This window comes from uncultured Hymenobacter sp. (assembly GCF_964242765.1).
In the GTDB taxonomy this organism is placed as follows: Bacteria; Bacteroidota; Bacteroidia; order Cytophagales; family Hymenobacteraceae; genus Hymenobacter.
The window spans coordinates 1-6601 of sequence record NZ_CAXTBM010000126.1 but is presented as its reverse complement, the minus strand read 5'-3'; the positions used below and the strand labels follow the sequence as shown (position 1 = coordinate 6601).

General features: G+C 54.1%; 5 protein-coding genes. 3 read left to right on the top strand and 2 right to left on the bottom strand.

Features of this window, described 5'->3' with window-relative positions:
• Positions 1-211 precede the first annotated feature (211 nt).
• Both ACFE7X_RS24805 and ACFE7X_RS24800 read left to right on the top strand, forming a co-directional pair.
• The gene (locus tag ACFE7X_RS24805) at positions 212-682 is read left to right on the top strand and encodes an AsnC family transcriptional regulator (RefSeq protein ID WP_245119441.1); all 471 of its coding nucleotides are present in this window, start codon (positions 212-214) and stop codon (positions 680-682) included.
• 273 nt (positions 683-955) lie between these two features.
• Positions 956-1852 carry a TonB family protein gene (locus ACFE7X_RS24800; protein WP_375438364.1) on the top strand — a complete coding sequence of 299 codons (897 nt, stop codon included), beginning with the start codon at positions 956-958 and terminating at the stop codon, positions 1850-1852.
• Positions 1853-2039: 187 nt separating this feature from the next.
• On the opposite strand, the gene trxA is transcribed toward ACFE7X_RS24800, so the two are convergent.
• Complete coding sequence (trxA, locus tag ACFE7X_RS24795) at positions 2040-2369, bottom strand: thioredoxin (RefSeq protein WP_331144310.1); 330 nt, start codon at positions 2367-2369, stop codon at positions 2040-2042.
• 484 nt (positions 2370-2853) lie between these two features.
• Here trxA and ACFE7X_RS24790 point away from each other — a divergent pair, with 484 nt between their 5' ends.
• Positions 2854-4917, top strand: coding sequence for a malectin domain-containing carbohydrate-binding protein (locus tag ACFE7X_RS24790; RefSeq protein ID WP_375438363.1), 2064 nt, complete (start codon positions 2854-2856; stop codon positions 4915-4917).
• Between the two features lie 69 nt (positions 4918-4986).
• Here the strand turns inward: ACFE7X_RS24790 and dnaE are convergent.
• A partial coding sequence (dnaE, locus tag ACFE7X_RS24785) for a DNA polymerase III subunit alpha (RefSeq protein WP_375438362.1) occupies positions 4987-6601 on the bottom strand: 1615 nt, incomplete at its 5' end.

Below are 6601 nucleotides of genomic sequence, written 5' to 3'. Positions count from 1 at the left end.
TTTTCCCGAATCGCCACCCCCGAGAGAGGAGGGCATGTCTGCCAGTTTCATCATTCTACAAAAAGAACCTTCCGCCGTATGCATCAGATTATAACAAATGTAGTAAGTTAAATTGAATTGTAAAAATTTAGCAGATATTTGCCTTGAAATTTACAATTTTTCTTAATAAAACTCGTTTTAATTTAAATATATACAATCAAGCTCCCTTAAAATGGCTAAGAATTACGAACTTGACGACACCGACCGCAAGATTCTGGATTTATTGATGCAGGATGCCAAAATGCCGTATACCGAAATCGCACGTAAAGTCCATGTATCAGGAGGCACGGTTCATGTGCGTATGGCGCGATTAGAGGAGTTAGGTATTGTGAAAGGCGCGACGCTTCAGATTGATTACCAGAAGCTAGGCTACGGAGTGAATGCCTTTCTAGGCATTTATTTGTTGAAAAGCTCAGTGTACGGGAGCGTAGCAGAACAATTGCGTGAAATTCCGGAAGTAGTTAGTATTCACTTCACTACCGGCGCCTATGGCATATTCGCCCGCATCGTCTGCCGCGACACACAGCACCTGCGCGACGTACTACATGACCGAATGCAACTCATCGAGGGCATTGAGCGCACTGAAACGCTAATATCGCTCGAGGAGACTTTAAATCGTCCGATTCAACTTCTGCCATCATAAGCTGAGCGTGCTCAAGAAAAAGCTAGTTATGCTTGCACAACTAGCTTTTTTATGCTTGCCAATATTCTGTAAATGGAGATATGATAGGTGAAGTAAAATTAGAATAGTAATATAAACGGATTTTGTCTGAACAATCTATGAAGCGCTTGGGCGACTGCTGGCAGGATGGTATATTTCCAGACCCCTCATGTAGCGCGCCCTTCTATGTTAGCCTACCTCGTTGTGTTTTGCGGATTGCTATTGGCTTTGCCAGTCGGCTTATCTGCGCAGAGTATGCCTGCTATCTACCTCAATGAGCGAGATGAAGAGGCGGTGCCTGATAGTGCTACGCACTATCGGTTGATAGATCAAAAGAATGAATTGCTTGGTACCTATGCCATGCGCGAATACTCGCTCACTGGGGCGCTGCAACTTCGAGGTACCCTTTCCTCTATCGACCCACCTATACGTTCCGGTCTATTGACTTGGTACCATCCCAACGGTAGCAAAGCAGCGCAGGTGCACTACCGAGCCGATGACGCCGATGGTATTTACGTGTCTTGGTACGAAGACGGTCGGGTGAGTCAGCGAGGCGAATATGCGCAAGGGCAGCGCGTAGCATCTTGGATTAGTGTGCATCGTAATGGCCAAAAACGCTCGAAAGGCACCTATACAGCCGGCCAGCCTTCCGGCGAATGGCGCTACTACTATGACACAGGCCAGCTAAGCGCTATCGAACTGCTAAGCCGCGAGAAGGGCCCGGCTTTGGCTTTCTTCAACGAGGATGCTTCGCCCTACGTGTGTAAGCTACACAAACGGCAACTACCAGAGTTTCCGGGCGGGGAAGAGGCGTTGCTCAATTTTGTAGCTCGGAATACTGTGTACCCCAAAAATACTCGTCGCAAGGGCATTACCGGCAATGTGTACGTCCGCTATACAGTTGGCGAAGATGGCCGTGTTGGGCAAGTGGAAGTAATACGGGGCTTAGCTCCAGAAGCCGATCAGGAAGCACGACGGGTAGTGGCTAGCCTGCCGGTTTTTCAGCCTGGCCGCGAGTACAACGTGCCAACGGCCATGACCTTTACGGTGCCCATTCACTTTGCGCCAAGCTTCTCTCTGCTCAGTGGTGTGCGCCCACCCCAAACTCCTCCAACCGAGGCCCGCGCCGCTAACCCCGACGAACTATACTAGCCATTTTCGGTACGGTTCTATATGAGTGCGCCAAATGCCAAGAGTTGCTATACCAAACCGAATCAGTGGCTGACGCAGTAGATAATAATCTATGCATTCAGCGCAAAGCGAAATTGCAAGCTACAAGCCAAAAAGCCCGCCCTTACGAAAAGGGCGGGCTTTGTTATAAGCTCAACGGTTGCTTGGACTAGGCCGTTACTTGAGCATCCAGCTTCTGAGCTAGCACGTGCTTAGGCACAGCGCCTACTTGCTTGTCTACAATCTGGCCGTTCTTGAATACCAGCAGCGTCGGGATGCTGCGGATACCGAACTTGGCTGAGGTCTGTGGGTTGGCGTCCACGTCAACTTTGCCAATCACGACCTTGCCTTCATATTCGCCGGCGAGTTCTTCCACTACTGGACCTACCATGCGGCAAGGGCCGCACCATTCGGCCCAGAAGTCCACAAGCACGGGCTTATCGGAGTTGATGATTTCGTCGAAGTTAGCATCGGTAATTTCGATGGCTTTATGTCCCATAACAGAAGGGGTTGGTTGAAATGTGTAAGCTCTTTACGGTCAAGCGGGCCGCAAGGTAGCAGATTGCGTGTTCAACAAGACCCGGGCCGGAAAGTTCAGTTCGGACAGGTTGGCAGATTGCCAATATCATCGTAATAAAGCCCCAAGGATACTAGCCGCACTTAGACTGTTTCTTGAGGCCATAATTTCTACTGCTTGTTGACCGCAAATTATATGTTGCGCGCTTCATTTTGAGCCTACTCCGAAGCTTATACAACACATAAAGGCTGAAGAAGTGCATCCCGCAGATGTAAAAAGTCAGTAGAGGAGCGTGTTGATTTTACCTAATGGGCAATCTGCTTAACCCATATTTTGTGTCCTAATAGCCAATAATTTATATATTAATGACACCAAGAAAATAGACCCCGTCATGGAATGCGGCTTATTGCAAGCCGTCTATTTAGCTACTTGTTACGCGTTGCGTTAATCCGATTACTTCCCGACGATGCTTACTCTACTTGCCTTATTAGGTGCTTTGTGCGCAACTCCGGTTGCCGCCGGCGACACGGTGCGCATCGACTGCGGCAGTACTCAGTCGTACCGCACGGTTGATGGCCGCTTGTTTGCAGCTGATCAGTTTTTCGTTAATGGCCAAGCCTCTTCCAACCCAGCCGTCGTGGATATAGCTGGCACTACCGACGACGTTTTGTACCGTACGGAGCGCTACGGCGTTGCTGGTCAGGCGCCCATGCGCTACAATATCGCAGTGCCTTCCGGTGACTACCTCATCCGAATGCATTTTGCCGAAGTACATCATGGGGCTACTGGGGGCGCCCCGGGCGGCCCTGGCCAGCGAGTGTTTAGCGTGCAGCTTGAGGGCCGGCGGGTAGTGATTAATTATGATTTGTACGCCGCCGTGGGGGCTATGACCGCTGTGGTGCAAGAGTCTCGCGCCTCCATAACCGATGGGCAAGCAACTTTAGACTTTGTGCCTGCGGCCGGCAACCCAACCATTGCTGCTCTAGAGGTGCTACGGCTGCCAACTGGCTCGGTGCCACCGCCAGCTTGCACTTGGACTCCGAGGGCGACAATCAACTTAGGATACAAGGAAGGCCAATGCGCGGTGGTAGGCCCGTATTTCTACACGTTCGGAGGCTATTCCTTCGATCCGAGCAGGGGTTTGGAAGCTACAAACGTGTCGCGCCGCTATGATCTGGCAACCGACCAATGGACCTCGCTGCCCCCCATGCCCCTGCCGACTACGCACACGGCCGCGGCGCTGGTTGGCCCGGCTGTGTGGATAGTGGGTGGCTACGTGGGCAACTGGCCGGGTATAGTAACGGATGCCGTGCAGATATATGACACCCAAGCTAACACGTGGCGGCTCGGCCCACCATTGCCGCAACGGCGTGGGTCGGGCGCGGCGGCGCTGGTAGGCAGACAGTTGCATTTCTTTGGCGGCGTGGAGCCCGATATTCAAACCGATTCGCCCTTGCATTTCGTGCTTGATCTTGATAATGAGGTGGCCGGCTGGCGAGTAGCAGCTCCTCTGCCACTGCCGCGTTGCCACTTAGGCGGCGCTACCTTGGGGGGTAAGCTGTATGCTCTTGGCGGGCAGCACGGCCATAATATAAGCGTGAACAACACAGCCCTGGTACACGAGTACGACCCATTAGCTGACACCTGGACCCGCCGCGCCGATTTGCCTACAATCCGCTCCCACTTCGAGGGCACTGTAACTGTACTCGACGGCCGTATCCTGACGGTGGGCGGCATTGACTCCTATACCAACCACGAAGATGTACTTAGCTATGACCCTGCCGCCAACCGATGGACTAAGGTCTGTGAATTGCCGGTGCCGCTTGGTGGAGCCTTTGCTAAAGTATTAAATAACACGCTTATCGTGTCCCAAGGCGAAATTAATGGGACAATAGGCCCCGAGGCCATCACACGTACGGCCCCTCTTAGCAGCATCCCAAGCAATGTGCTCCGCTTTTCACGGGAGCAGCTAGCTGCACAAGTTGCGCCGGGCGGCACAGCCACTCTGCCCAACTTACTCTGGACCCTCAGCGGCACTGCCACCTATGTTCTGGCTCCCAATGCTTGGCCTGCCTGGCTTACCTTGGCGCCTAGTCCCGCTGGCAGCACCACCGACCCGTTGGGCCGGGATATTACCTTTCGAGTTAATGCCACTGGCTTGGCTCCCGGTACTTACACCGCTACTGTGCAGGCTACTGCGCCCGGTTATACCATGGCCACTACCACCGTGGTTCTCACCGTAGCGCTGCCTATGGCGACACATGCAACTAGCCTAGCGGTACCGACCGTAGTTTTTCCTAATCCCGCCACCGACCAGGCCACTTTACAGTTTGGCGCGCTAAGTAAGCAAACGGCACTCGTTGAGTTGCGCAACAGTTTGGGGCAACTCGTGTGGCGAGGTAGCTACTCCGCTACATCTGGCGAGAACCACTTCGACCTGTCTACCAGCAAGTGGGCGCCCGGCGTGTACCAAGTACGGGTGTACCTGCGTGAAGGCCCGCTGAGCGCCCGTCTGCTGCTCACCCGCTAGCACAGCCTCTATTGCCTAGCCCTAGAGCAGTTACCCTCTCAAAGGCAGCCGCTTTAGGGCTTGCATTGTTTAGATCAGCTGACAGGCGTCTATTTCCATCTCCCGCATCCGGGCGATAAATGTCTTCGGCTCGATACGGTAGCGGCGGGAATACGTATCGACGGCGAGGTGCTCGTGGGGCTCAGCGAACTTGATTTCCAGCTTTTTGGTGCCTTGGCTTTCCTCTACGGCCATCATAAAGCGGTCCATGAAGGGCTCGGTAATAGTGCGCAAGTCGAGTTGCACCCGGACACCGTTGGAAAGCTTTTCGGCCACGTGGAAGAGCGGCTCCATGGTCATAATCTTGAACTCGAACTGGTCGGAGTCGCGGAAGCGCTGCTGGAACTTGCCCCGGATAAACATGGGCGGCACCTGCTCTTTATCGTAGTTGCGAGGGTTGATAAGAGGCGAAAACTTCGAGTAGTCGTCGCGGAACAGAGCCAGGTTCAAGCTCGACTCGTAGTCTTCCACGTTGAAGCTGACGAAGGGATGACCAGTCTTAGTGGTCTTGAACAGCACGTTGGAAATCAGCCCGGCCACCGAAACGTCGCGGTTTTTATAATTCTCGATTTTGTCGAGGCCGCAGGTGCAGTACGAGTCGATTTCCAGCTTGAAATCATCGAGCGGGTGGCCGGAGAGGTAGAAACCTACCACTTCCTTTTCGCGGCGCAGCTTCTCGGTGGGGCTCCACAGCTCCATGTCCTGGATTTTGGGCATCGGAATGCTCATCATGTCGCCGCCCCCGCCGAACAGGCTCTGCTGCGCCGATTCTTTAGCGGCTTGGTGCTGCTGGCCCACTTTCATGGCCTTCTCGATAACGTTTTGGTCACCGGTCGGGGCCTCGATGTACTGGCGGCGGTGGTAGCGTTCAAACGAGTCGAAGGCGCCGGCCTGGGCCATGCTTTCAAAGGTTTTCTTGTTCACGGCCCGCAGATTCACGCGGCGCGAAAAGTCGAAGATATCCGCGTACGGCCCGCCTTTAGTGCGCTCCTGCACAATTTCTTCCACGGCGGCTTCGCCGGCACCTTTCACGGCGGCCATGCCGAAACGAATCTGGCCCTGCTTGTTCACGTTGAACTTCAGGATGGATTCATTGACGTCGGGACCGAGCACGGGCACACCTTGTTTGCGGGCTTCCTCGATAAAAAAGGTCACCTTCTTGATGTCGCCCATGTTGTTGGTGAGCACCGCGGCCATGTACTCGCCGGGGTAGTTGGCTTTGAGGTAGCCGGTCTGATAGGCTACCACCGAGTAGGCGGCCGAGTGGGAGCGGTTGAAGCCGTAAGCCGCGAACTTCTCCATCACGTCGAACACCTCGTTGGCTTTCTTGGCGGAGATGTTGTGCAGCTTCTTGGCGCCTTCCGTGAACTTGTCGCGCTCCTGAGCCATCTTTTTCAAATCCTTTTTGCCCATGGCCCGGCGCAGCAAGTCGGCGCCACCGAGCGAGTAGCCCGCCAGAATCTGCGCGGCCTGCATAATCTGCTCCTGGTACACCATGATGCCCTGCGAGTAGTTCAGAATCGGCTCCAGCAACTCGTGCGGGTATTCCACCGGCTCGCGGCCGTGCTTGCGGTTGATGAAGTTCGGGATGAACTGCATCGGGCCGGGCCGGTAGAGGGCGGTCATGGCAATCAGGTCCTCGATG

What these genes read in the sequence shown, in the direction of transcription:
- ACFE7X_RS24805 (WP_245119441.1), top strand. Translation starts at nt 212, where the DNA reads ATGGCTAAGAATTACGAACTTGACGACACCGACCGCAAGATTCTGGAT.
- trxA (WP_331144310.1), bottom strand. Translation starts at nt 2,369, where the DNA reads ATGGGACATAAAGCCATCGAAATTACCGATGCTAACTTCGACGAAATC.
- ACFE7X_RS24790 (WP_375438363.1), top strand. Translation starts at nt 2,854, where the DNA reads ATGCTTACTCTACTTGCCTTATTAGGTGCTTTGTGCGCAACTCCGGTT.
- ACFE7X_RS24800 (WP_375438364.1), top strand. Translation starts at nt 956, where the DNA reads ATGCCTGCTATCTACCTCAATGAGCGAGATGAAGAGGCGGTGCCTGAT.